The following is a 21,620-nucleotide window of genomic DNA, read 5'->3' as shown; positions in this document are numbered from 1 at the left end:
TGTTAGATCAAAATATCGATCGGCAACCCAAAAAAAATACCGCCCGAAGGCGGCATTTCTATTCACATCGATGATCACGCCTTGGCGAGGTCATCCGGGCCAATCTGGCCGATTTCGGCGACTTTCTTGTCTGCCAGCAGCCAGAGGGTGAACTTGTGCAGATCCGGGTGGTGCGCCAGGGCAACCAGGAAGGCGCCCCCAACTTCACGGTAACCCAGCTCGTAGTTTTTCAGCGTGGTGGGAGGAACACCCAGCAAATCTGCAAACTTCGGACGGCTCAAACCGACCGCTTCACGGATCTGACGGATCTTCTTGCCAACAGTGACGATATTTGAATTCATAATGTTCCATACTCCGTTTGGCGGATTTACTCCGCCTTTTATTTTTCGCGACGACTCGTAGTCAAGTGTATCAGTTTTGTTCGGACTCGTTATGGTCGAGCCTCTATCTTATGAGCGCCTTTCGGCGACAACCCTTGCCTTCAAGGGGGGATGGTAATCGCTCAGCCGCCTCAGGTAAACAGTCTCGAAAAGAAACCTTTATTGTGGCCCCCCCAATAACTCGTATAATCCGCCGGATACCCATTAAGAGGAATAAGTATGGCGTTTCCCGGCATTATCTCTCGCCTGCACCCCGTATCCAGCACAGAAGAACTGGCACAACAGCGCCTGCAAGGTGAACAATATCGCGCCGAAGCATTCTGGCTTCCGGCCTTGATGTCCAGCCACGCCAGCGAACTGCTGGCCACCCTGCCGGAGAGCTGCAGCCTGTTTCTTGAACAGGCATGCCCGGACCTGGCCTTGCGCAGCCACGACGGCACCCTGCATAACAATGAGCAGCTCGTCACGGTAAATGGTCAGGCGATTGCGCTGGCAACCACCCAAGGTGATGGTGGTCTGGTGCCCGAATCGGGCATGTGTGAGATGGCCGACTGGCTGGAGGCGGGACACCGTCATTTCATCTGTTCAGCTGCGGTTCAGCCTGTGGCTCGCGCCATCCTCAACATCTGGCCCCTTGACCCCTATCTGGCCCGACATTTCTTGATGACATTTACCCCCCTGCTGCAGAGCGCAACCCAGGCAGATTACCTCGCGGTCTTTGCCGCCAGAGCGAATCCTGCCAGCCCGCATAGCGACTGGGTTCAGGCTTATATGAAGCTGGAGAAGAAACTGCACAGGGCCTATCTGGATCACTAATTAATCAAAATAAACAGCCAGTTAAGGGCACGACACAATTTGCCACAAGGCTCATTTGTGAGCTTGATCATGTTTTAAAATCGGCATAGAGTGCGCCTCGTCATCGGAATGACATCAGTTGCCTGGCAGTGGTTTCTCACGCATTGCGTGCCATGCCAGCGCACTCGACACACCAGGAGAGTGTGCAACCCGGTTCTGCCGGGTCATCTGCCAGACTCGACGCCAGCCGTACGGCGGAGCCTGCAGCTTACATAAATTACAAAGTGTGAAGCACGTGAATAACGTGCGATCTCAACGAGGATTTTTTTATGATGAAAATGGCTCCTTCCATGATCGCCATCGCCATGGCTGCTCTGGGTGCTACCGCTGCTCACGCCGCTGACGACATCTACTTCGGTGCCGGTGTCGGTGCTACTCACTTCAACGGCCTGAACAAGCTGGAAAGCACCAATGTAGGCCAGGAAGACGCGGCTGCTGCCAACGCCTTCATGGGTTACAACTTCACCGAGAACTTCGGTACCGAACTGGGCTACCAGTACACCGGTCGTGGCAACACCGACGGCAACCGTTACGAGAGCCAGGGTGCCACCCTGTCCGGTATCGCCCGTCTGCCGGTTGGCAACGACTTCTCCCTGTTCGCTGAAGGCGGCGCCTACTGGGGTCACACCGATGGTCTGGGTACCAGCGACACTAAAGTTTCCCCGCTGGCCGGTGCTGGTGTGACTTACAAGGTAAATGACGCGCTGGATCTGCAAGCTCGCTACCGCTACATGTGGGACGTGGCTGACCTGCACGCCAACGGTGAGCGTTACAAAGCCAACCAGAGCATCGCTACTCTGGAAGCGGTATACCACCCGTTCCGTACTTCCTACGTAGCTCCGGTAGCTGCTCCGGTAGTTGAAGAAGCGCCGGCTCCTGCTCCGCAAGTGGTAGAGAAGAACTTCGCCCTGAACTCAGACGTGCTGTTTGCCTTCGGCAAAGACACCCTGAAGCCGGAAGGCGTTGCAGCCCTGAACGGTCTGTATCAGCAAATCGTTGAGTTCCAGCCGAAAGATGGCAACGCTGTTGTTGTTGGTTACACCGACCGTATCGGTTCCGACGCTTACAACCAGAAGCTGTCTGAAGCCCGTGCCCGTACCGTTGCCAACTTCCTGGTGAGCAAAGGTATGGCTGCCAGCAAAGTTGCCATCGAAGGTCGTGGCGAAGCCAACCCGGTTACCGGCACCAAGTGCAACGGCGTAACCGCTAAAGCTCAACTGATCTCCTGCCTGGCTCCGGATCGTCGCGTAGAAGTTCGCGTATCTGGCGTACAAGAAGTTCAGCAATAATCTGACCTCGTTCAGATAGTGCGAAAAAAAGGGATGCTGCGGCATCCCTTTTTGTTTGCCTGGTTCTCGCTTGCATCCCTCACTCCCGCCTCCCTGCCCTTGCCTGCCCCGTCTCGAAAGCATAAAGTAGTTGCGCCTGTAAGGTATTGGATAAGCACTAAAAAGCGCTTCTTGTCCGGTCTGTTGTCCATGACGCCAATGCATCATGAGAGTCCAAAGCCTTCGCTATCCACTTTGCTGGCGATTTTTCGCAGCAATAAAAACAAGTGCATTGCCCGACATGGGCTAACACAACGAGGATAAACCGATGAAACTCAAAATGGCTCCTACCCTGATTGCACTGGCGCTCGCCGCCGCAGGCACCACAGCTCAGGCTGCCGATGACTGGTACACCGGTGTTGGTGCAGGTTGGGCATATGCCCACGGTCTGGATGATTTTGGCAAAGACACTGACAAAGACGCCACCGCGCTGAGCCTGTTCGGCGGTTACAACTTCAACGACTACTACGCAGCTGAGCTGGGCTACCTCTACGCCGGTAAAGCGGGCGTTGATGGTGCCGATTTCAAAACCCAGGGTGCAACCCTCTCCGGTATCGCCCGCCTGCCGCTGGGCGACATCTTCTCGGTGTTTGCTGAAGGCGGTGCCTACTTCAATCACGTCAACGGCAATGGCAACAGCGACAACGGCACTGCGCCGCTGGCGGGTCTGGGTCTGACTGCCAAGCTCTCCGACCTTATCGATGTGCAAGCACGCTACCGCTATCTGTGGAATCTGGGTGACGAGCAGAAAACCTGGGAGAGCGACATGAGCGTCGCGACCCTGGAGCTGGTGATGCACCCGAATCGCACCTCTTATGTTGCCCCGGTTGCCGCCCCTGCGCCTGAGCCGGTTCCCGAGCCGGTACTGGTCGACAAGAACTTCGCCCTGAGCTCTGACGTGCTGTTTGCCTTTGGCAAATCCACCCTCAAGCCAGAAGGTGTCGCAGCGCTGAATACGCTGTATCAGCAGATCGTTGATGTTCAGCCGAAAGATGGCAGCGCCGTGGTCGTCGGTTACACCGACCGTATCGGCTCTGACGCCTACAACCTGAAACTCTCCGAAGCGCGTGCCCGTACCGTGGCCGACTTCCTGGTTGGCAAAGGTCTGCCGGCTGGCAAAGTTGCCATCGAAGGTCGCGGTGAAGCCAATCCGGTCACCGGTACCCAGTGCAACAGCGTCAAGGGCAAGGCTCAGCTGATCTCCTGCCTGGCACCGGATCGCCGTGTAGAAGTACGCGTCACCGGCGTGCAGCAAGTACAACAGTAATCCTGCAGTCCGACATAACAAGGAGGCCACCTGGCCTCCTTTTTCTTGCCGCTTATTTCACCCACTTTGTAACCCTCTATTGCCCCCTTCCTCTTCCCGTCTCGCGCCATGGTTCCCGGCGTGTCGCCCCCCATACCTCTTTGGTGGTTAAAAACAGCCCGTCACCTATACATAAGTGTGGGGTTTGGCCAGCAGGCAACCCCACTACACCAAACATCGACGAGGATACGCGATGAACATAAGAGTAAAACCTGTGTGGATTGCACTGGCATTGGCGAGCACAGGCGCACAAGCGGAACCGGTTCACGACTGGTATGCCGGGGTTGGCGGTGGCTGGGCCATTGCCCACAATCTGAATGATTTCAGTCAGGATGTCGGCAAGGATGCGACTGCGCTCTCCCTGTTTGGCGGCTACAACTTCACGGAAAATCTGGGGGCCGAGATTGGCTATCTCTCCACCGGAGACTGGGATATCAGCGGCCATGACTTCAACAGCAAGGGAGCCACGTTGTCAGTCATTGGCCGCCTGCCGCTCAGCGAGATGTTTTCGATCTTTGCCGAAGGCGGTGGCTATATCTATCACGTCGAGTCAGTCAATGGCGGGGACGACAACCTGGCGCCGCTGGCGGGTCTGGGAGTGACAGCCCGGCTCCATGACTGGGTCGATCTGCAGGCACGCTACCGCTACATAGTGCGCGTTGGCGATGATCCGGATAACGGCAAAGCCAACAGCGGCACCCAGCGTTGGGTCAGCGACATCAGCACCGCCACGCTGGAGTTGGTGATCCACCCGAACCGCAGCCAACCCAAAGAAGCGGCCCCCACGCCCGCCCCGGTCGTGGTTCCCCCGCCACCGGCCGAACCGGAGGTGGTAGATCAGACCTTCAACCTCAGTTCCGATGTGTTGTTCGCCTTTGGCAAAGCGTACCTCAAACAGGAGGGGATGAGTGCGCTGGACGATCTCTACCAGCAGATCGTCGATGTGCAGCCCAAGGATGGCAGTGCGGTCGTGATGGGGTATACCGACCGTATCGGCTCGGATGCCAACAATCAGAGGTTGTCAGAAGCTCGGGCCCAAACCGTTGCCGACTTTCTGATCAGCAAGGGATTGCCTGCCGACAAGGTGAGCATCCAGGGCAATGGCGCGAGTAATCCGGTCACCGGCAACCAGTGTGATGCCATCAAGGCGAAGGCGGCGCTCATCGACTGCCTTGGGCCGGATCGCCGGGTCGAGGTGCGTGTCACCGGCGTACAGGGTGGCAGCGAGTAGTTGATCTTGAGGCGACAACCATGTCAGACGTGCAGTAAAAAGGGATGCCGAGGCATCCCTTTTGCTTTGCGTCTTTTTGCAGAAATCAGAACGAGGTGCGGCGGTAGCGGCGATATTCCGGATGCCAGAAGTTGGCGTCGATGGCCTGATCGATCACCTCGTCCGGGGTCTGCACCGCCTTGCCCTGCAGCATGGCGGTCTTGGCTACCATCTTGGCGATGTAGCGGGAGACCTGATGGATATCCGCCAGATCCGGCAGCAAGGAGCCCTCCTCCCCTTTCACCAGCGGCGAACACTCCGCCAGCGCACGACTGGCCGACATCAGCATGGCGTCGGTCACCCGGGTGGCGCCGGAGGCGATGACGCCAAGGCCGATCCCCGGGAAGATGAAGGAGTTGTTGCACTGGGCGATGACGTAGCGCTTGCCCTTGTGCTCCACCGGTGCGAACGGGCTGCCGGTGGCCACCAGCGCCTGACCGTCGGTCCAGCGGATAAGGTCAGCCGGCGTCGCCTCGACCCGGGAGGTGGGGTTGGAGAGCGGGAAGATGATGGGACGGGCACAGTGCTTGTGCATGGTCTTGACCACCTCTTCGGTGAACAGCCCCGGCTGGCCGGAGACCCCGATCAGGATGTCCGGGCGACCATGCTCCATCACCTCCAGCAGGGAGATGTTGTCACCCACCGGCCAGTCGGCGATGCGCTCCACCGGTTGGGAGAGACGGCGCTGGAAGTCGAGCTGGTTGGGGATCTTGTCGGTGATAAGACCGAAGCGATCCACCATAAAGACCCGGCTGCGCGCCTGCGCATCAGTCAGCCCCTCGGCCTTCATCTGTGCCACGATCTGCTCGGCAATACCGCAACCGGCGCTGCCCGCACCGAGGAAGGCAACCCGCTTCTCGGAGAGCTTGGCGCCGGAGGCCTTGCAGGCGGCGATCAGGCTGCCCAGCGTCACCGCCGCAGTGCCCTGAATATCGTCGTTGAAGCAGCAGAGCTCGTTCTTGTAGCGGTTGAGCAGTGGCATGGCGTTGTTCTGGGCGAAGTCCTCGAACTGCAGCAGGATGTCGGGCCAACGGCGCTTGACCGCCTGAATGAAGGCATCGACGAACTCGGCATACTCATCCCCCGAGATACGCGGATTGCGCCACCCCATATAGAAGGGGTCATTCAGCAGTTGCTGGTTGTTGGTGCCGACATCCAGCACCACCGGCAGGCAGTAGGCGGGCGAGATACCGCCACAGGCGGTGTAGAGGGAGAGCTTGCCGATGGGAATGCCCATGCCGCCGATCCCCTGATCACCCAGACCCAGGATCCGCTCGCCATCGGTCACCACGATCACCTTGACGTTCTGCTTGGTGGCGTTTTGCAGCATGTCATCGATCCTGTCCTTGTCCGGATAGGAGATAAACAGGCCACGGGCGCGGCGATAGATGTTGGAGAACTCCTCGCACGCCTTGCCCACCGTCGGGGTGTAGATGATGGGCAGCATCTCGGTCAGGTGGTTGTGCAGCAGACGGTAGAAGAGCGTCTCGTTGGTATCCTGGATGTTGCGCAGGTAGATGTGCTTGTCCATGTCGTTGCCAAACGCCATGAACTGGCGATAGGCGCGCTCGGCCTGCTCTTCGATGGTCTCGATATTCTGGGGCAACAGACCTTCGAGGTTGAAGTTGCTGCGCTCTTCGCTGGTGAAGGCGCTGCCCTTGTTGAGCAAAGGGGTCTCCAGCAGGGCGGGACCGGCGTAGGGAATGTAGAGAGGACGTTTCTGGTTATTATCTTCAAACATGGATCTTGGTACCTAAACGGTTAGCTAGACGCAGGGACCCGCCGATCCTAGGGGCTTGTCTCATTAATTTCAAAGAGTTTGCACATCCGTTGCAAAAGGTTTGCGACCCAGTCGACGAAAGGCGCCGGGGGTCTGACCAGTCAGACGACGAAAGCGGTTGGCAAAGTTGGCCCCATCGCTGTAACCGACCCGGGCCGCCAGCTCGCCAAGTGGCCAGTTGGTATAGAGCAGCAGCTGGCGCGCCTTGTTCATTCTGAGCTCGGTCACCCTCGCCATCGGCCCCATACCGAACGCTTGCTGACAGAGACGATGCAGATGGGGAACGGAGCAGGCCATCTGTCGGGCCAGCAGGGCGACACTCCAGGGTTCGTCCAGGCGCGCCTCCACTCGGCGAAACAGTGCCTGCAATCTGAGTTCAGGGGTGCCGCGCACCTCCCCTTGCAGGGTGCGCTCCAGCAGCGCCAGCAGCAGGCTGAGCAGTTGAGGTTGCAGCGAAGAGCGAACCCCTTCCCCCTGCATCAGGCTGAGCAGATGATAGAGCTGATCGCCGCCATCCCCTTGCCAGATACGGTGGCCAAGGCGGTGCAGATGCTGCCAGCGCGGCACGTCATCAAGCAAAATCCAGCTGATCTGCCAGCTTTCGCCAATCAGCTTGAGCCCACCGGGGACGGCGGCCGGCAGGAAAATCAGCGATCCGGCAGGAATGGCTTGCTCCCCCTCGTCGGTGAGCAGCGCGCCACCCTCATCGTGACTCACCATCAGAATGTGAAACTCGGGGCGATTGCGGCGGATCAGGTAGTGCTCCCGAATGGTCGAGAGGCCGGTCAGGAAGATCCCCGCCTCGCCGAGCAGGGGCAGCCCTTCACGTCCCAGCATCTGCTCTTCACAGGCTGGCGCTATCTCCAGACACTCGCTGGCAAATGGCATAACACCTCAACAGGATAGTTTTACACAAGAAAACCGAGAGCTACTCACAGTGAGAAGAGCCTCATCAGCCCCTATCATACCCCTGACAAACCTTGCTTTTCTCATACCCGGTTAACAACTATGAATTATTGGCAAGCGATTTTAAAACAAACCACCGATCGCGAGTTCATGACCCGATTGTGGCGGCTGGCCCTGCCTGTCTCGCTGCAATCCATGATGTTCTCCCTGCTCGGCCTCATCGATATCATGATGGTGAGCCAGCTTGGCACCACGGCTGTGGCGGCGGTCGGCTTGGGTAACCGGGTCTTCTTTTTCAATCTGCTGGTGATAGCGGGCCTCGCGGGCGGGGTCTCGGTATTGGCAGCACAATACTTCGGGCGCGGGGAGATGGCCGGGGTGCGCCGCTCCCTGGCGCTGGCAATAGTGGGCGCCCTGCTGGTCACCCTGCCCTTTGCCTTCATCTATGTGTTATCACCGGGCAGCGTACTCGGCTTTGCCAGTCAGGATCCGGCACTGCGCGAGCTGGCGGATCAATTCTTGATGATCACCGGCGCCACCATCCTCTGTACCGCCATCGTGGTGCCGCTGGAATCAGCCCTGCGCTCGGTTGGCAATGCCGCCGCGCCGACCCGCATCGGCATTATCGCCATCATCGCCAACGTCATCCTCAACTACGCCCTCATCTTCGGTCACTTCGGCTTCGAGGCGATGGGGGTCGCCGGTTCGGCCTGGGGCACCACCATTTCACGGCTGCTGCAGACAGCCCTGCTGCTGCTCTACGTAAAGCGTTATGAGGCGCGCCTGATCCCGCGCGCACCAGACTGGCTGGCCGCCTTCAAGCGCAAGGAGGTGGTGCGCTTTACCCTGATCGCCCTGCCGCTGCTGTTCCACGACGGCCTCTGGGCCTTCGGCATGCTGATTTACGGCTTTCTTTACGCCCATCTTGGCACCGATTCGCTGGCCATCATGACCACCCTCGGCACCCTGGAGAGCATCCTTATCTCCCTCTTCTTCGGACTGGCGGTGGCCTGCTCCACCCTGCTCGGTCACCGGCTCGGGGCCGAGGAGTACGAGATTGCCTGGCAGCACTCCCAGCTGTTCCTGCTGCTTGCACCGATTGGCGCGCTACTGGTGGGGATCATCGTCTGGCTGCTGCAAGCCAACCTGCTGCAGTGGGTCGGCAACCTGCCCCCCGAGCTGATGACGGAAGCGGGACAGGTGCTCGGCATCATGTGCCTCGGGATGCTGCTCAAGGTGTTCAACATGGTGGGGATCATCGGGGTGCTGCGCTCTGGCGGCGATGTGAACTACAGCATCTTCATCGATATTGTCGGCATGTGGTGCATCGGCATCCCGCTCGCCTGGGTGGCGGTCACGCTGCTCGGCTGGCCCCTCTCCTGGGTGGTGGCGGTGGTGCTGCTGGAGGAGCTCAGCAAAGTGTTGCTGGTGCAGCGCCGTATTCGCCAGCGCTGCTGGTTGAAGAATCTGGTGATCGGATAAACAGCCATAAATCGGGGTCATATCAATGACAGAAAAACCCTGTTTGCAGTATGCTGGGCGCCTCTTCAATCAGAGACAGGGATCACGGTTTCCCTGTCCAGTAGTCGTTTAAGGAGACGAGCATGCAACCACAGAAAGAGCTGATCACCGAGACGGCCCTGCTTGAGATGGCCAACAAGATCATCAAAGAGCATGAAGACTTCATCCACGGTATGCGCGCCGATTCGGTGGAGCAGAAGGGGGATATTCTGGTGTTCAAGGGGGAGTATTTCCTGGCCGAAGATGGCACCCCGACCGGCAAGACCATGGCGGTCTTCAACATGTTCAAGCTGCTGGCCCAGCAGCTCTCCGGCAAGTACAAGCTGGCCTGATCTCGCCAGCTCATTGCCAACAGATGCCGCCCTCAGGCGGCATCTGTTTTTGCGCGGTTCTGCCCCTCGACCACCACGCAGTTGCGTCCCGCCATCTTGGCCTGATAGAGGCACTCGTCGGCACGGTTGATCAGAATATCGATGGTGTCATCGGCACGAGCCATGGCAATCCCGATACTCACCGTCACCTCCAGCAATTCGTCCGAGGTGGGGCTCTTCACCAGCCGCGCCTCGACAGCAATGCGCAGCCGCTCGGCCATTTTGCTCGCCAGTGCCGGATCGGCGCAGTTGTGCATCAGGATGGCAAACTCTTCGCCGCCATAACGCCCCAGCACCATGTCAGGCTCCAGCTGCTCCCCCAGGGTGGTAGCCACCTCCTTGAGCACCGCATCCCCCGCCAGATGGCCGTAGATATCGTTGATCCGCTTGAAGCGATCGAGATCCAGCAGCATCACCGCAAAGGGCTTCTTCTTGAGTTGCAGCCGGATTCTGGCCTGCTCCAGCTGCTTCATCAACAGGCGGCGGTTCATCATGCCGGTCAGCTCATCGGTGGTCGATTCCCGATATAGCCGCAGCAGCATGTTGAGCTGGCCGCACTGCACCCAGCAACTGGCCATGGTAAACATGCCGAGCACCCACACCTGATTCAGGGTAGCCTGACTCCAGATGCTCTGGCCCACCAGCAACCAGTGGCCCAGCAGCATGGTCACCAGCACCACGCCTGCCAGTTGCAAGCCGAGGGAGAGGGGGATGGGGAAAATGGCAAACAGGGTGATCAGCAGATAAGGAAAGGCCGCATAGCCCGCCTGTAACTCCTGTCCGGCGCCAAAGCTGTTCAGGCAAAAGAGGGAGAAGAGCATCATCACGGCCATCAGGTAGCCAAGGGCCAGCTTCATCCGCTCCCGCTTGAAGTGGATGAGGTACGAGAGCGGAATAAGTGGCGAGAGCGCAAGGGTGCAGAAGATCCTGGCCTGGAACAGCTGCTCGAAATGAACGGCGGGCAAGGTCAACCAATCCACCACGGCCCAGGCGGGCAATCCAAGCATCAGCAAGCAGGTCAGCAGGCGCAAACGCACCGTCATAAACCCCATGCGAGTACGAGTAAAGTCTTCGGAGTGAACCCTCGCACTCCAGAACTCTGACAACTTGAGCATCCAGAGTCTCCACGATGAATACTGAGGGCTCATTCTACACCTACAAAGTGGTAAGAATGTCATTTGCGGGAAGAATAAAAAGGAGAGGTCGTTCACACAAACCGACAGATGATAATCGCAGCGCGCAAACGTTTCAACCCATCAAAAAATAAACCTTTTTTTGCATAATTAGCGCTGGCCAGCCTCATTTCAATCACTACAATAGCGCCCAATTTTCTCCCCCTCCCCACACAATTCGAGGTACTTATGGAACAGGCTGCTGTCACACGCGCCAATCGAGAGGCACATCCACCCAGGCGAGCCCATAGCGAACTGGTCTATGGCATAGAGGATGTCCCGCCTCTGCCCCAGACGCTGTTCGCCGCCCTGCAGCATATGCTCGCCATGTTTGTCGCCATCATTACCCCGCCCCTGATTATCGCCAATGCCCTCGGCCTCCCTGCCGCCGACACCCGTTATATCGTCTCCATGTCGCTGGTCATGTCCGGCATCGCCTCCTTCATTCAAACCCGCCGCTTCGGCCCCATCGGTTCCGGCCTGCTCTCGGTACAAGGCACCAGCTTCAACTTCCTCGGCCCCATCATCGCCTCCGGTCTCGCCCTCAAGCAGGCCGCCATGCCCACCGAGGATCTGCTAGGCACATTGTTCGGCACCATGATGGTTGCCGCACTCACTATCGTGGTGATGAGCCGCTTCCTCCATCTGGTGAAACGGATCATCACCCCGCTGGTGACCGGCATAGTGGTGCTGCTGATCGGCCTGACCCTGATCAAAGTGGGCCTGATCAGCATGGGCGGCGGCTATGCAGCCCTCTCTGATGGCAGCTTCGCCAGCCACACCAACCTCTTCCTCTCTCTGCTGGTGCTCGGCCTTATCGTGTTGCTGCAACGCAGTCGCAACCCCTGGTTGCGCCTCTCCGCCATCATGATCGCCATGCTGGCGGGCTATGCCGTGGCCCTGCTGTTGGGCAAAGTGAGCGCCCCCACCTTCGACGGCCCGCTGGTGATGGTGCCCATTCCGCTCCACTACGGTCTCGGCTTTGACTGGCAGTTGTTCGTGCCGCTCGCCATCATCTTCGTGGTGACGGCGCTCGAAGCGATCGGCGACATGACCGCCACCTCGGATATCTCCGGCGAGCCACTGGAAGGGCCTGTCTATATGGAGCGGATCAAAGGCGGCGTGCTGGCCGATGGTGCCAACTCCATGCTGGCGGCAGTTTTCTCCACCTTCCCCATGTCCACCTTCGCCCAGAATAACGGCGTCATTCAGCTGACCGGCGTCGCCAGCCGTCACGTCGGGCTCTTTATCGCCGCCATGCTGGCCCTGCTCGGCCTGTTCCCGGCGGTCGCCAGTCTGGTGCAGCAGATCCCCGAGCCCGTGCTGGGGGGCGCCACTATCGTGATGTTCGGCACCATCGCCGCCGCTGGCGTGCGCATCATTGCCCGCGAGGAGCTGGATCGCCGCGCCCTGATGATCCTGGCAGTGTCGCTGGCCATGGGGCTAGGAGTCGCGCAGGTGCCGGAAGTGCTGCAACACCTGCCGGAGCTGGCCAAGAGCGTGCTCTCCTACGGCGTCGCCACCGGTGGCATTACCGCCATCGTGCTCAACCTGCTGCTGCCCAAGCGCGAAGCGCGTCACTCCTAAGAGATCGCCTACCGATAGCAAACAGCCCTGCACTGCGGGGCTTTACCTTGCCAGTCGCCACGGGTAGTGTGCTGGGCAGCTTTTTTGAGGATGCCGCCATGCCCTATCGCCTGCTCTCCCCCCTCCCCGATACCGCTTCACCCGCACAGATACTGGCGCAAGAGCAGTGCTGGCTGCGCGACTGCTCCCATGACGGTCAGCCCCGCGCTCACCTCTGGCAGGCGCCCCAATGCCTGATTGTCACTCGCAAGGATACCCGCCTCCCCCATTACGAAGCCGCCTGCCAGCAACTTGCAGATGAAGGCTGGCCGGTACATGTGCGCGACAGCGGCGGCACCGCCGTGCCCCACGGGGCGGGGATCCTCAACCTATCCCTGCTGCTGCCCCGAACCACCACAGATCTCGCCCACTACTACCGGCTGCTGGGGGCGCCGCTGCTGACCCTGTTGGCGGAGTACCGCCTTGAGGGAAGCTATGACTTCGTGCCCGGATCCTTTTGCGATGGTCAGTACAATCTGGTGATCGGGGGACGCAAGATCACCGGTACCGCCCAGCGCTGGCTGGCGCCGGGGCAGGATCACCAGGGCGCCGTGCTGGCGCAAGCCATGCTGCTGGTGGCGGGTGATGTGGATGAGGGAACCAGAATGGCGAGCCGCTTCTACGAATTGGCGGGCGGCGAGCTGCGTTTTATGGCGGGAACCTCCACCACGCTGGCAAGCTGCATCGGCTGGCGCGGTAGCGATCAGGCACTGGTAGAGAAAGTGCAAGCACGTCTGGATAGCCTGCTGAGCGAGGGGCTATCCCCCTCATTCTGACCTTATCCCGAAGGGAGAGGGAAAATACCCGACCATAGACACAGCGCACAAAAAAGCCACGACCGGAGTCGTGGCTTGTTCTTTTCAATGGACACGTGAAACGGGCCGAGGCGCTCAGGCCGTCTGCGGCTCCGGCTCGGCTTCGCTATCCAGATCCCGGCTAAAGTAGGCGCGGGTCTCGGCGATCACCACATGGCGCAGGCCGATGAGGCCGATGAGGTTGGGCACCGCCATCAGGCCGTTGACGATGTCGGCCAGCAGCCAAATCATATCCAGATGGAGGAAGGCACCGCTCGCCACCAGCACCAGATAGATGAGGCGGTATGGTTTGATCGCCTTCACCCCGAACAGGTACTCGGTGCAGCGCTCGCCGTAGTAGTTCCAGCCAAGGATGGTGGTAAAGGCGAAGAACAAGAGGCCAATGCTCACCAGATACTGGCCGATATGGGCATCAAGCCCCTGGGCAAAGGCCAGACTGGTCATGGCAGCGCCGCTCACATCGCCACTCCACACCCCGGTCACCACCAGCGTCAGACCGGTCATGGTGCAGATGATGATGGTGTCGATGAAGGTGCCGGTCATGGAGACCAGCCCCTGCTCCACGCACGAATCGGTCTTGGCCGCCGCCGCCGCGATGGGCGCCGAGCCCAGTCCCGACTCGTTGGAGAAGACCCCGCGCGCCACCCCGGACTGGATTGCCAGCATGATGCTGGCACCGACGAAACCGCCGGTCGCCGCATGGCCGCTGAAGGCACTCCCGATCACCAGCGCGATCGCCTCCGGCAAGGCACTGGCATTGTTCACCAGCACGCCCAGACAGGCGACGATGTAGAAGATGGCCATGAAAGGTACCACCTTGCTCGACACGCTGGAGATGGACTTGATCCCCCCCAGAGTCACCAGCGCCACGATCAGGGTCAGCACCACGGCGGTCGCTTCACGGGGCACCGAGAAGGAGAGGCTCATAGCGTCGGAGATGGCATTGACCTGCGGGAAGGTACCGATGCCGAAGAAGGCGACGCCGATACCGAACAGGGCAAACAGCTTGGCGAGCGGCTTGGAACCGAGCCCCTTCTCCAGATAGTACATGGGGCCGCCAGCCATCTGGCCGTTGGCATCCTGCTCGCGATATTTGACCGCCAGCAGACACTCGGCGTACTTGGTGGCCATGCCGAACAGCGCCGCCATCCACATCCAGAACAGGGCACCGGGACCGCCGAGCTTGATGGCGGTGGCCACCCCGACGATGTTGCCGGTACCGATGGTGGCAGAGAGGGCGGTACAGAGGGCGCCGAAGCTGGAGACATCCCCCTGCTTGCCCTGCCCCTGATCGCGGCCGAAGACCAGCCGCAGAGCGAGCGGCAAGCGCACCACCTGAAGCAGACCCAGACGCAGGGTGAGATAGATACCGGTCCCGACCAGCAGGATCAGCAGGGGCGGCCCCCAGATAAAGCTATCGATGGCGGTTAACGCCGATTGAATTGATGACATGCATCCTCCTTAAGAAACAGAAATTAAGGAGGAGAAGGATGATCTTCCCATAGGTGTCGCGATCCCCAGAGGCGATCGGATGCGGGCCAAGCCCAGGTACAACCATCCCATCCCCTCTGTCCTTTTGCCTGAGAGTTTCCGGCGCCAGCCTGCCCTTGCGGGTAGTCATGGTGCCTTGCTCCTTCGGCGCCCGATTTAACGGGTCTCTCCAGAGTATCGTCCAGTAGCAGTCCACACCGGTTGCCCGGTACCTGAAAGATTCACTTCTTCGGTGGATGGTTGCCCATCACTCTCCTGCTACCTTCATCCGAACTAGTTTGGATTAGGAAGTCGGCATGTTAATCCAAAAAATGTGAGCTGTCTCGCACTTGGCCGCCCCCATTTATATTTTTTTAGTGACCGCCAAAACCGCGGCAAGAATGTTAAATGTTAGTTAACTATCAACAAGTTAGGCTCTCACGGATCAAATGTGGCCCAAACGGGAAAAATGGCGGATAGAGAACAGTGATCCCTCTCGTTTCGCCAAGAAAATCTTGCCGACATATCCAATCAAAATGCTTGCACACAGAATCAATAAGCCGATAATCCGCTGCATAACCAAGCACTTTGCCATCAATTTATGCACTGTGTTCGGTTGGTCCCACCGGACCGCTCGCCTGACCCGGCCGTCGCCGGTTCAATCGCATATGGCTTGGGCATATCACGCCCCCTAAGGATGACCAAAAGAGAATGAACGAGACCCTGGTTGCAAAAGATGTGGTCGCACAAGATTACCGTCAGCTGGTTGAACAATTCGGCTCCCCCCTGCTGCTGCTCGACAAGGCAGCCGTCCGCAAACAGTATCGGGCGCTGGCCGCTGCCCTGCCCGATGTACGATTGCACTATGCACTCAAACCCCTGCCCCACGAGGCGGTGGTCTCTGTCTTGAAGGAAGAGGGGGCCTGTTTCGATCTGGCCACCAATGGCGAAGTGGATCTGGTGCGCAGTCAGGGGGTTCGCCCGGGCCGTTGCATTCATACCCATCCCATCAAGCGCGACAGCGATATCCGTTATGCGCTCGAGTTCGGCTGCACCGTGTTTGTCTACGACAACCCGCTGGAGCTGGAGAAGTTCATTCCCTACAAGGACGAAGTGAAACTGCTGCTGCGGGTCAGCTTCCCCAACCCCGAGACCAAGGTCGATCTCTCCAAGAAGTTCGGCTGCACTCCGGAGCAGGCGCTGCCGCTGCTGCAACTGGCCCACGCCAAGGGGATCAAGGTGATGGGGCTGTCGTTCCACGTCGGCTCGCAAGTGCCTCATGCCCGTCGCCATGTGCAGGCCATCGACGCCTGCCGCGAGATCATGGAGCAGGCCTGGGCGCTCGGGCTCAAGCCCTGGGTGCTGGATATCGGCGGCGGTTTCCCGGTGGATTATGAGGGGGGCGAGTTCGATATCGACGGCTTCTGCGCGCCGATCCGCGAAGCACTGGCCAAGTTGCCCGCTACCGTGCAGAAGATTGCCGAACCGGGCCGCTTTATCAGCGCGCCGGCCATGACTTCGGTATCCAGCGTGATGGGCAAGGCGCACCGCGGCGACAAGATCTGGTACTACCTGGATGACGGTCTCTACGGCAGCTACAACGGCCAGCTCTATGACCACGTCACCTATCCGGTGAGCACGCCTTATGCCAGTGGCGAGCAGCACAACTCGGTGCTCTCCGGCCCGACCTGCGACAGCGTGGATGTGATCCGCGATGGCATCATGCTGCCGGATCTGGCTATCGGCGAGTTGGTGGTTGGCAAGGTGATGGGCGCCTACACCTGGGCCTCGGCTTCTACCTTCAACTTCTTCCCCAAGGCCAGCATCCTGATTCTGGACAGCAGTCAGAAGGGGCAGAAGCTGGTGGCAGTAGCCTGAGCACACCGCTCGCCAACAGGTTCACTGGGCAAAACAAGAGGGGGAAGCTTGCGCTTCCCCCTCTCTCATTTCACCAACCCCTATCAGATAAACTGACTGGTCAGCAGCCAGCCGGTGTAAGCGACGAAGCAGGTGAGCAGCACGCCCCCCTCCAGCCGGTTGATGCGGCCCTGCCCCTTGCGGCCCAGACACATCACCAGCAGCAACAGGGTCAGCCCCATCATGATGCTCCAGTCACGGGTGAGCACCTCCGGCGCCACATCGAGCGGGTGGATGCCCGCCGCAATCCCCACCACCGCCAGGGTGTTGAACAGGTTGGAGCCGAGCACGTTGCCAAGGGCCAGATCATGCTCGTTCTTGCGAATGGCGATGAGGGACGAGGCCAGCTCCGGCAGGGAGGTTCCCACCGCGACTATGGTGAGACCAATCACCAGATCGCTGATACCGAGTGCCTGAGCGATGGTCACCGCCCCCCAGACCAACAGGCGGGAAGCGCCGATCAGCAGCACCAGTCCGACCACCAGCCAGAAGATGGCACTCTTGAGGGACATCCCCTCGCTCTCGATATCCTCGGCGGTCTCGGTATCCAGCGCATCGCCCTTGCCATTCATGCCAGCCCAGATGGACCAGCCCATCAGGGCAACGAAGACGGCCCCCAGAATGGCCGCATCCATCCGGCCCAGATGCCCATCAATCAGCAGGGCGCCGGAGAGCAGGGTAATACCGAGCAGGATCGGGATCTCCTTGCGCACAACCTGAGAGGCCACCGCGATAGGGCTGATCAGTGCCGTCAGACCCAGGATCAGCGCGATATTGGTGATGTTGGAGCCATAGGCATTGCCGAGCGCCAACCCGGGATTGCCCTGGGACGCCGCCAGCGCCGAGACCACCATCTCCGGGGCCGAGGTACCAAAACCGATGATCACCATGCCGATCAGCAGCGGCGGCATCCCCGCATAACGGGCAGTGGCGGCGGCACCGTCGACAAACTTGTCTGCACTCCAGACCAGCAGCGCCAGTCCGGCAATCAGGGCAACAAAAGCCAGGGTCATAGGATCTTCATCTCTTGTTATCTGCAACGAAGCGCCAGCCCGAACGGGCAGGCACCATGGGAAAGTGGCGCCAGTGTAGCTGTGCCACCTTCCATTTCAAGGGGAAATCAAACCGTGATTAACATTTCACAGTGCAGCCAGCAGGCTCGCGGCATCGGAGACCTCGAACTTGCCCGGTGCCTCCACAAACAGCTGCTCGACCACACCATCGTTGGCGATCAACGCAAAGCGCTGGGCACGGATGCCACCAAAGGCGCCGGTATCCTTGGCCAGATCCAGCGACCGGGTCCAGCTGCCATCGCCATCCGCCAGCATGGTGATCGCCTCGGCATTCTGGGCCGTCTGCCAGGCCCGCATCACGAAAGCGTCGTTGACCGACAGACAACAGATGGCATCCACCCCTTTGGCCATGAACTGATCGGCCAGCACCACATAGCCGGGCAGATGGGCATTGGAGCAGGTAGGAGTAAAAGCGCCGGGTACCGCAAACAGCACCACTTTTTTACCGGCAAACAGCGTCTGGCTATCCCGCAGCTGCTTGCCCTCGGCGGTGATAAAGGTAAATTCGCCAGCAGGCAGGGGTTGTCCTACAGCAATCATGATTTCTCGTCCTGAGTCGTGATGGGAAGTCGCCAGTTTATCCCAGAGTGACGATGTCGCCTAACAGCGGCTCTGAGCCTGACCATGGATAACGGCAGGCATTTTCCCCTTGGGCAGACTACTCTTGAGCTGGTTTCACGGCGCCAGGAGGCCCCATGCAACACTATTACGATGGTCTGGAAATTCGTCCCCCCACCATGCGCGAACAGCAGCAACTGGACCAGCTCAATCATCAGCTTACCCATGTCAGTCAATACTGCGCCGGTTACTCCAGCGCCTATCGCCAGTGCCGCCTCGAGGATCTGGCAGAGCTGGCCACCCTGCCACTGCTCGACAGCAAAGAACTCTTTGCCGCCCAGCAGGCTCATCCCCCCTTTGCCGGTCTCACCGGCCGCCCCGCCAGTCAAGCGCTGCGGGTCTTCTCCTGTCCGGGCCAGCTGGCCATCCCCGAATATGCCGGGGCAGACTGGTGGGGCGCCGCCCGGGCGCTGTTTGCCGCCGGTTTCAAGGCGGGGGAAGTGATGCTCAACGGCCACGACTATCACGCCGGCCCCACCGCCTTTATTTTCGATAACGGCGCCCGCCAGCTGGGCGCCCCCGTGGTGCCCTGCGGGCCCCACGATACCCAGCGCCAGCTGGAGGCACTGCTGCGCTATCAACCCACCGGCTATGTCGGCCCGCTGGTGACCCTGCTCGACCTGCTGGAAGCGGCCGAGGCTGCGGAGATCCCGAGCGACTCGCTGCGCCACGCCCTATTGTGCGAAGCAACCCATCCCGAAACGGCACCACTGCGCGCCATTCACGGCATTGCGGCCCTCAACTGTCTGGTGTGGCAGGATGTGGGGGTGGTGGCCTACGAGAGTCAGCCCGGTCAGGGCTTTATCGTCAATGAGAGCTGCATCGTCGAGATCATCGATCCCGCCAGCGGCAATCCCGTGAGTGGCGATGAAACAGGCCAGCTGGTGGTGACCCGACTCGATCTGGAGTATCCCCTACTACGTCTGGCCACCGACTGGCAGGGGCACTGGCTCGCCAAGCAGAGCGCTTGCGGGCGCACCAATCGGCGCCTCAAGCTGGTGTAGCAGACCCAGTAAATGCACAAAGGCAGACGGGCAGCCATCAGGCTGCCCGTCTTGTCTCTGGAGAAGAGAATATATGAAGTTGGTCAGCGCCTTGCCTGCCAGGTGGCGATGGCGAGCAGGGAGTCAGGGGTAAATTCGCTGGCGCGCTCGGCAATCTCGGCCAGGCTCATCCAGTGCACCGCGCTCACCTCTTCGGCCTGCAACTGCAGCGGCCCCTGATAACGGCAACTGAAGAGGCCGCCCCAGACCCGGTAGCCCTCCCCTTCTGCATAAAAGCTGCCAAAGCCCTGCAGAGGAACATCCATAATCCCCAGCTCTTCGGCCAACTCGCGCCGGGCGGAGCGCTCCATCTCCTCACCGGTGGTGACCACGCCACCGGCGCAGGCATCCAGCATACCGGGGCAGAAATCCTTGCTGAGGGTGCGTCGCTGCACCAGGATCCGATCCGCGTCGTCGAGCACCAGAATATAGCTGGCGCGATGGCAGAGATTCTCCCGCCGCACCTTGGCTCGCTCGGCCACGCCAATCACCCGGTTATTCCCGTCCACCACATCAACCCATTCCACGCACAGGCCCTTTTATTTGTTCCATTCAAGCCCGCAGTATATCGGTGCAGTGGTTTGCCATGGCACAACTTTTTCGATGACGCCGTCAATTTGCCGAACTCACTGGCAAAATAAGGATTCATGCAAATCTTTATAAACCGTCATATCAGTGTCATCGACCGACACCATAGTGTGCCCTGTCCAGGCAATCAGGGAACCGTGTGATGAAGGTATTCAAGCAGTTATCCCCACGGCAGATCGCTCGCTACATCAAGAGCTTTCATCGAGGCTATTTTGCCATCGAGTCGCTGGGGACATTTGAATTCAATGCGGGCAGGATCAGCCTCCATGGCCTGACCTGCCGCCAGCGGCTAAGACTGGCTCGCCAGATCAATCTGGCGGTCAGACAACTTGGTCACCGCGACCCCTTGCCGGACATGTGAGTCAAAGGGTCTTGCCCTACTGTCTGTTGTGCATCCATGCTTTGCCCGCCGGCTACTCGCCGCGCGGGCCGTTTTCGATATCGGTAATGATGCCGTTGCGCACCGTCACAAAGCGCATGAACTCGTTCTTGCCGAAGTTGTAGGTCCAGCGTTCACCATATTTGACCTGCACCATGTTGCCAAACTGGTTCTCCTCGTTGCGGTTGAGCTCTTCACGCAACATCGGCTCACCGCACTTGAGCAGCATCTCGGCGGTGGTGTCTCCCTCGGTGATCAGGGCGTTCTTGCAGCGCATGGCATCGGCACTGGCCGGAATGCTCAGCAGCAACAGAGCAAGCCCCGCTACTTTTTTCATCTTCTTGCTCATCGGGTTCTCCTTATCCTCTCTAATGAGTCGCAGTATGCCTGTTCCCGTTTCTGAAAAAACCAGTAAAAAGCGCAAAAGAGCCGCCCTTTCCTCCTTTCCAGCCCGCTGGTCGCGACAAATGATGTCTATCACATAACCCAAAAACAAACGGCGACCCGAGGGTCGCCGTTTGCATCAAGCCAGCAGGATCACAGGATGTCCAGCAGCTCGACTTCAAATACCAGTGCAGAGTAAGGCGGGATGGAACCCGCGCCACGGGCACCGTAGGCCAGATCGTGGGGGATGTAGAGCTTCCACTTGGAACCAACCGGCATCAGCTGCAGCGCTTCAACCCAGCCAGCGATCACGCCGGTCACCGGGAATTCAGCCGGCTGGCCGCGAGCGACGGAGCTGTCGAATACGCCACCGTGGGTGAAGGTACCGTGGTAGTGCACACGCACGGACTGACCGGCTACCGGAACGGCACCGTTGCCTTCAACCAGCACTTCGTACTGCAGACCGGAGTCGGTCACTTTCACTTCAGCGCGCTTGGCGTTATCAGCCAGGAAGGCTTCGCCGTCAGCAGCGGCGGCCTTGGCGGCGGCTTCCTGCTCTTCTTGCATACGCGCAGTGATCACCTGGAAGGCATCATTGATATCGTCACGGCTGACCGCGAACTCCAGACCATTCAGGGCATCTGCCAGACCTTGTTGCAGGGCCGGGATATCCAGACCGGCGAAGGCTTGCTGCGCCAGCTGATCACCCATGTTGCGGCCGATGCCATAGCTGGCCTTCTGTTCGATAGAGTCGTATTGGGACATTGAGATGTTGCTCCAGATCCATGTAGTAAAGAGGCGGGATAATATCAGACTTT

The 21,620-nt window shown here is 59.6% G+C and carries 21 protein-coding genes and 1 riboswitch; of the genes, 11 read left to right on the top strand and 10 right to left on the bottom strand.

The window, feature by feature from the left end:
* Nucleotides 1-74: 74 nt before the first annotated feature.
* Nucleotides 75-341, bottom strand: coding sequence for a helix-turn-helix transcriptional regulator (locus tag A9G06_RS05800; RefSeq protein WP_005338367.1), 267 nt, complete (start codon nucleotides 339-341; stop codon nucleotides 75-77).
* A 258-nt stretch (nucleotides 342-599) separates the two neighbouring features.
* Between A9G06_RS05800 and A9G06_RS05795 the strand changes: the two genes are divergently transcribed.
* The 4 genes from A9G06_RS05795 to A9G06_RS05775 all read left to right on the top strand — a co-directional run bounded on the left by A9G06_RS05795 (nucleotide 600) and on the right by A9G06_RS05775 (nucleotide 5,100).
* The gene (locus A9G06_RS05795; protein WP_069554556.1) at nucleotides 600-1,196 is read left to right on the top strand and encodes a hypothetical protein; all 597 of its coding nucleotides are present in this window, start codon (nucleotides 600-602) and stop codon (nucleotides 1,194-1,196) included.
* 308 nt (nucleotides 1,197-1,504) lie between these two features.
* The gene (gene ompA / locus A9G06_RS05790) at nucleotides 1,505-2,524 is read left to right on the top strand and encodes a porin OmpA (RefSeq protein ID WP_041234103.1); all 1,020 of its coding nucleotides are present in this window, start codon (nucleotides 1,505-1,507) and stop codon (nucleotides 2,522-2,524) included.
* A 307-nt stretch (nucleotides 2,525-2,831) separates the two neighbouring features.
* Nucleotides 2,832-3,830, top strand: a complete 999-nt coding sequence (gene ompA / locus A9G06_RS05780; protein WP_005358919.1) for a porin OmpA — start codon at nucleotides 2,832-2,834, stop codon at nucleotides 3,828-3,830.
* Between the two features lie 232 nt (nucleotides 3,831-4,062).
* On the top strand, nucleotides 4,063-5,100 hold the full coding sequence (locus A9G06_RS05775) for an OmpA family protein (protein WP_069554554.1): 1,038 nt from the start codon (nucleotides 4,063-4,065) through the stop codon (nucleotides 5,098-5,100).
* Nucleotides 5,101-5,185: 85 nt separating this feature from the next.
* Here A9G06_RS05775 and A9G06_RS05770 read toward each other — a convergent pair whose 3' ends face one another.
* The gene (locus A9G06_RS05770; RefSeq protein WP_005338379.1) at nucleotides 5,186-6,880 is read right to left on the bottom strand and encodes an NAD-dependent malic enzyme; all 1,695 of its coding nucleotides are present in this window, start codon (nucleotides 6,878-6,880) and stop codon (nucleotides 5,186-5,188) included.
* A 69-nt stretch (nucleotides 6,881-6,949) separates the two neighbouring features.
* Entirely contained in the window at nucleotides 6,950-7,807 is an 858-nt protein-coding gene (locus tag A9G06_RS05765) for an AraC family transcriptional regulator (RefSeq protein ID WP_069554553.1), read from the bottom strand.
* Nucleotides 7,808-7,927: 120 nt separating this feature from the next.
* Here A9G06_RS05765 and A9G06_RS05760 point away from each other — a divergent pair, with 120 nt between their 5' ends.
* Both A9G06_RS05760 and A9G06_RS05755 read left to right on the top strand, forming a co-directional pair.
* Nucleotides 7,928-9,307 (top strand): MATE family efflux transporter, encoded by a 1,380-nt coding sequence (locus tag A9G06_RS05760; protein WP_005343930.1) that lies wholly within the window; start codon nucleotides 7,928-7,930, stop codon nucleotides 9,305-9,307.
* A gap of 122 nt (nucleotides 9,308-9,429) precedes the next feature.
* Nucleotides 9,430-9,678, top strand: a complete 249-nt coding sequence (locus tag A9G06_RS05755; RefSeq protein WP_005338382.1) for a YciN family protein — start codon at nucleotides 9,430-9,432, stop codon at nucleotides 9,676-9,678.
* A 32-nt stretch (nucleotides 9,679-9,710) separates the two neighbouring features.
* On the opposite strand, the gene A9G06_RS05750 is transcribed toward A9G06_RS05755, so the two are convergent.
* Nucleotides 9,711-10,832 (bottom strand): GGDEF domain-containing protein, encoded by a 1,122-nt coding sequence (locus tag A9G06_RS05750; RefSeq protein WP_005338383.1) that lies wholly within the window; start codon nucleotides 10,830-10,832, stop codon nucleotides 9,711-9,713.
* A 246-nt stretch (nucleotides 10,833-11,078) separates the two neighbouring features.
* Between A9G06_RS05750 and A9G06_RS05745 the strand changes: the two genes are divergently transcribed.
* Entirely contained in the window at nucleotides 11,079-12,476 is a 1,398-nt protein-coding gene (locus tag A9G06_RS05745) for a nucleobase:cation symporter-2 family protein (protein WP_040066712.1), read from the top strand.
* A 98-nt stretch (nucleotides 12,477-12,574) separates the two neighbouring features.
* On the top strand, nucleotides 12,575-13,291 hold the full coding sequence (locus A9G06_RS05740; RefSeq protein WP_069554552.1) for a protein ligase: 717 nt from the start codon (nucleotides 12,575-12,577) through the stop codon (nucleotides 13,289-13,291).
* Nucleotides 13,292-13,405: 114 nt separating this feature from the next.
* Here the strand turns inward: A9G06_RS05740 and A9G06_RS05735 are convergent, their stop codons facing one another.
* On the bottom strand, nucleotides 13,406-14,782 hold the full coding sequence (locus A9G06_RS05735) for a sodium:alanine symporter family protein (protein WP_069554551.1): 1,377 nt from the start codon (nucleotides 14,780-14,782) through the stop codon (nucleotides 13,406-13,408).
* 106 nt (nucleotides 14,783-14,888) lie between these two features.
* Nucleotides 14,889-15,004: riboswitch (glycine riboswitch) on the bottom strand.
* Between the two features lie 507 nt (nucleotides 15,005-15,511).
* On the opposite strand from A9G06_RS05735, the gene A9G06_RS05730 reads away from it, so the two are divergent.
* Nucleotides 15,512-16,678 carry a type III PLP-dependent enzyme gene (locus A9G06_RS05730; protein WP_043818871.1) on the top strand — a complete coding sequence of 389 codons (1,167 nt, stop codon included), beginning with the start codon at nucleotides 15,512-15,514 and terminating at the stop codon, nucleotides 16,676-16,678.
* Between the two features lie 83 nt (nucleotides 16,679-16,761).
* Here A9G06_RS05730 and A9G06_RS05725 read toward each other — a convergent pair whose 3' ends face one another.
* Complete coding sequence (locus A9G06_RS05725) at nucleotides 16,762-17,730, bottom strand: calcium/sodium antiporter (RefSeq protein ID WP_069554550.1); 969 nt, start codon at nucleotides 17,728-17,730, stop codon at nucleotides 16,762-16,764.
* Nucleotides 17,731-17,856: 126 nt separating this feature from the next.
* Nucleotides 17,857-18,330 carry a peroxiredoxin gene (locus tag A9G06_RS05720; protein WP_069554549.1) on the bottom strand — a complete coding sequence of 158 codons (474 nt, stop codon included), beginning with the start codon at nucleotides 18,328-18,330 and terminating at the stop codon, nucleotides 17,857-17,859.
* A gap of 155 nt (nucleotides 18,331-18,485) precedes the next feature.
* Between A9G06_RS05720 and A9G06_RS05715 the strand changes: the two genes are divergently transcribed.
* Nucleotides 18,486-19,412, top strand: a complete 927-nt coding sequence (locus A9G06_RS05715; RefSeq protein WP_069554548.1) for a phenylacetate--CoA ligase family protein — start codon at nucleotides 18,486-18,488, stop codon at nucleotides 19,410-19,412.
* Between the two features lie 83 nt (nucleotides 19,413-19,495).
* Here the strand turns inward: A9G06_RS05715 and yfcD are convergent, their stop codons facing one another.
* Entirely contained in the window at nucleotides 19,496-19,978 is a 483-nt protein-coding gene (gene yfcD, locus A9G06_RS05710) for an NUDIX hydrolase YfcD (protein ID WP_021229132.1), read from the bottom strand.
* Between the two features lie 203 nt (nucleotides 19,979-20,181).
* Here yfcD and A9G06_RS05705 point away from each other — a divergent pair, with 203 nt between their 5' ends.
* Nucleotides 20,182-20,400 carry a DUF1107 family protein gene (locus tag A9G06_RS05705; RefSeq protein ID WP_005338403.1) on the top strand — a complete coding sequence of 73 codons (219 nt, stop codon included), beginning with the start codon at nucleotides 20,182-20,184 and terminating at the stop codon, nucleotides 20,398-20,400.
* Nucleotides 20,401-20,452: 52 nt separating this feature from the next.
* On the opposite strand, the gene A9G06_RS05700 is transcribed toward A9G06_RS05705, so the two are convergent.
* Both A9G06_RS05700 and A9G06_RS05695 read right to left on the bottom strand, forming a co-directional pair.
* Nucleotides 20,453-20,767 (bottom strand): DUF2845 domain-containing protein, encoded by a 315-nt coding sequence (locus tag A9G06_RS05700; RefSeq protein WP_033135134.1) that lies wholly within the window; start codon nucleotides 20,765-20,767, stop codon nucleotides 20,453-20,455.
* Nucleotides 20,768-20,955: 188 nt separating this feature from the next.
* On the bottom strand, nucleotides 20,956-21,567 hold the full coding sequence (locus tag A9G06_RS05695) for an FKBP-type peptidyl-prolyl cis-trans isomerase (RefSeq protein ID WP_005338405.1): 612 nt from the start codon (nucleotides 21,565-21,567) through the stop codon (nucleotides 20,956-20,958).
* Between the last annotated feature and the right edge of the window lie 53 nt (nucleotides 21,568-21,620).

The sequence above is a fragment of the Aeromonas sp. DNP9 genome (assembly GCF_001728955.1).
Classification (GTDB): domain Bacteria; phylum Pseudomonadota; class Gammaproteobacteria; order Enterobacterales; family Aeromonadaceae; genus Aeromonas; species Aeromonas veronii.
The sequence above is the reverse complement of the archived record's forward strand: the minus strand, read 5'-3'. Positions and strand labels throughout refer to the sequence as shown.

Excerpts from the sequence above, each read along its gene's own strand:
- A9G06_RS05800 (WP_005338367.1), bottom strand. The coding sequence starts at position 341 with ATGAATTCAAATATCGTCACTGTTGGCAAGAAGATCCGTCAGATCCGT.
- A9G06_RS05795 (WP_069554556.1), top strand. The coding sequence starts at position 600 with ATGGCGTTTCCCGGCATTATCTCTCGCCTGCACCCCGTATCCAGCACA.
- ompA (WP_041234103.1), top strand. The coding sequence starts at position 1,505 with ATGATGAAAATGGCTCCTTCCATGATCGCCATCGCCATGGCTGCTCTG.
- ompA (WP_005358919.1), top strand. The coding sequence starts at position 2,832 with ATGAAACTCAAAATGGCTCCTACCCTGATTGCACTGGCGCTCGCCGCC.
- A9G06_RS05775 (WP_069554554.1), top strand. The coding sequence starts at position 4,063 with ATGAACATAAGAGTAAAACCTGTGTGGATTGCACTGGCATTGGCGAGC.
- A9G06_RS05770 (WP_005338379.1), bottom strand. The coding sequence starts at position 6,880 with ATGTTTGAAGATAATAACCAGAAACGTCCTCTCTACATTCCCTACGCC.
- A9G06_RS05765 (WP_069554553.1), bottom strand. The coding sequence starts at position 7,807 with ATGCCATTTGCCAGCGAGTGTCTGGAGATAGCGCCAGCCTGTGAAGAG.
- A9G06_RS05760 (WP_005343930.1), top strand. The coding sequence starts at position 7,928 with ATGAATTATTGGCAAGCGATTTTAAAACAAACCACCGATCGCGAGTTC.
- A9G06_RS05755 (WP_005338382.1), top strand. The coding sequence starts at position 9,430 with ATGCAACCACAGAAAGAGCTGATCACCGAGACGGCCCTGCTTGAGATG.
- A9G06_RS05750 (WP_005338383.1), bottom strand. The coding sequence starts at position 10,832 with ATGCTCAAGTTGTCAGAGTTCTGGAGTGCGAGGGTTCACTCCGAAGAC.
- A9G06_RS05745 (WP_040066712.1), top strand. The coding sequence starts at position 11,079 with ATGGAACAGGCTGCTGTCACACGCGCCAATCGAGAGGCACATCCACCC.
- A9G06_RS05740 (WP_069554552.1), top strand. The coding sequence starts at position 12,575 with ATGCCCTATCGCCTGCTCTCCCCCCTCCCCGATACCGCTTCACCCGCA.
- A9G06_RS05735 (WP_069554551.1), bottom strand. The coding sequence starts at position 14,782 with ATGTCATCAATTCAATCGGCGTTAACCGCCATCGATAGCTTTATCTGG.
- A9G06_RS05730 (WP_043818871.1), top strand. The coding sequence starts at position 15,512 with ATGAACGAGACCCTGGTTGCAAAAGATGTGGTCGCACAAGATTACCGT.
- A9G06_RS05725 (WP_069554550.1), bottom strand. The coding sequence starts at position 17,730 with ATGACCCTGGCTTTTGTTGCCCTGATTGCCGGACTGGCGCTGCTGGTC.
- A9G06_RS05720 (WP_069554549.1), bottom strand. The coding sequence starts at position 18,330 with ATGATTGCTGTAGGACAACCCCTGCCTGCTGGCGAATTTACCTTTATC.
- A9G06_RS05715 (WP_069554548.1), top strand. The coding sequence starts at position 18,486 with ATGCAACACTATTACGATGGTCTGGAAATTCGTCCCCCCACCATGCGC.
- A9G06_RS05705 (WP_005338403.1), top strand. The coding sequence starts at position 20,182 with ATGAAGGTATTCAAGCAGTTATCCCCACGGCAGATCGCTCGCTACATC.
- A9G06_RS05700 (WP_033135134.1), bottom strand. The coding sequence starts at position 20,767 with ATGAGCAAGAAGATGAAAAAAGTAGCGGGGCTTGCTCTGTTGCTGCTG.
- A9G06_RS05695 (WP_005338405.1), bottom strand. The coding sequence starts at position 21,567 with ATGTCCCAATACGACTCTATCGAACAGAAGGCCAGCTATGGCATCGGC.